This window comes from Streptomyces durbertensis, from assembly GCF_014156695.1.
In the GTDB taxonomy this organism is placed as follows: domain Bacteria; phylum Actinomycetota; class Actinomycetes; order Streptomycetales; family Streptomycetaceae; genus Streptomyces; species Streptomyces durbertensis.
In genome coordinates this window covers 1-1,847 of the sequence record NZ_WMLF01000688.1, presented here as the reverse complement: position 1 = coordinate 1,847, position 1,847 = coordinate 1, and the positions used below count along the sequence as shown (strand labels likewise).

The 1,847-nt window shown below is 56.2% G+C and carries 1 rRNA gene; it reads right to left on the bottom strand.

From position 1 onward, the window contains the following. Positions 1 to 2: 2 nt before the first annotated feature. A 23S ribosomal RNA gene (locus GL263_RS25925) occupies positions 3 to 1,847 on the bottom strand; the annotation flags it as partial.

Genomic DNA, 1,847 nt, shown 5'->3' with positions numbered 1-1,847 from the left:
ATATGGTCAAGCCCTCGGCCTATTAGTACCGGTCAACTCCAACCCTCACAGGTCTTCCATCTCCGGCCTATCAACCCAGTCGTCTACTGGGAGCCTTACCCCAACAAAGTGGGTGGGAGTCCTCATCTCGAAGCAGGCTTCCCGCTTAGATGCTTTCAGCGGTTATCCCTCCCGAACGTAGCCAACCAGCCATGCCCTTGGCAGAACAACTGGCACACCAGAGGTCCGTCCGTCCCGGTCCTCTCGTACTAGGGACAGCCCTTCTCAAAACTCCAACGCGCGCAGCGGATAGGGACCGAACTGTCTCACGACGTTCTAAACCCAGCTCGCGTGCCGCTTTAATGGGCGAACAGCCCAACCCTTGGGACCGACTCCAGCCCCAGGATGCGACGAGCCGACATCGAGGTGCCAAACCATCCCGTCGATATGGACTCTTGGGGAAGATCAGCCTGTTATCCCCGGGGTACCTTTTATCCGTTGAGCGACGGCGCTTCCACAAGCCACCGCCGGATCACTAGTCCCGACTTTCGTCCCTGCTCGACCCGTCAGTCTCACAGTCAAGCTCCCTTGTGCACTTACACTCAACACCTGATTACCAACCAGGCTGAGGGAACCTTTGGGCGCCTCCGTTACTCTTTAGGAGGCAACCGCCCCAGTTAAACTACCCACCAGACACTGTCCCTGATCCGGATCACGGACCCAGGTTAGACATCCAGCACGACCAGAGTGGTATTTCAACAACGACTCCACACACACTGGCGTGCATGCTTCACAGTCTCCCACCTATCCTACACAAGCCGAACCGAACACCAATATCAAGCTATAGTAAAGGTCCCGGGGTCTTTCCGTCCTGCTGCGCGAAACGAGCATCTTTACTCGTACTGCAATTTCACCGGGCCTATGGTTGAGACAGTCAAGAAGTCGTTACGCCATTCGTGCAGGTCGGAACTTACCCGACAAGGAATTTCGCTACCTTAGGATGGTTATAGTTACCACCGCCGTTTACTGGCGCTTAAGTTCTCAGCTTCGCCACACCGAAATGCAGCTAACCGGTCCCCTTAACGTTCCAGCACCGGGCAGGCGTCAGTCCGTATACATCGCCTTACGGCTTCGCACGGACCTGTGTTTTTAGTAAACAGTCGCTTCTCGCTGGTCTCTGCGGCCACCCCCAGCTCCCACTGCAAGAGTGTTCACCAGGTGTGGCCCCCCTTCTCCCGAAGTTACGGGGGCATTTTGCCGAGTTCCTTAACCATAGTTCACCCGAACGCCTCGGTATTCTCTACCTGACCACCTGAGTCGGTTTAGGGTACGGGCCGCAACACAACATCGCTAGAGGCTTTTCTCGACAGCATAGGATCATCCACTTCACCACAAACGGCTCGGCATCAGGTCTCAGACTTATATGTCATGCGGATTTGCCTACACGACGTCCTACACCCTTACCCCGGGACAACCACCGCCCGGGATGGACTACCTTCCTGCGTCACCCCATCACTCACCTACTACCACCTTGGTTCAGCGGCTCCACCACTCCTCATCACCCCGAAGGGATCAAAGGCGGCTTCACGGCCTTAGCATCAGAAGATTCAGTGTGGGTCGCTGTATCACGGGTACCGGAATATCAACCGGTTATCCATCGACTACGCCTGTCGGCCTCGCCTTAGGTCCCGACTTACCCTGGGCAGATCAGCTTGACCCAGGAACCCTTAGTCAATCGGCGCAAGAGTTTCCCACTCTTGTATCGCTACTCATGCCTGCATTCTCACTCGTGAACCGTCCACAACTCGCTTACACGGCTGCTTCACCCGGCACACGACGCTCCCCTACCCACCCCAACAACCGTTAGG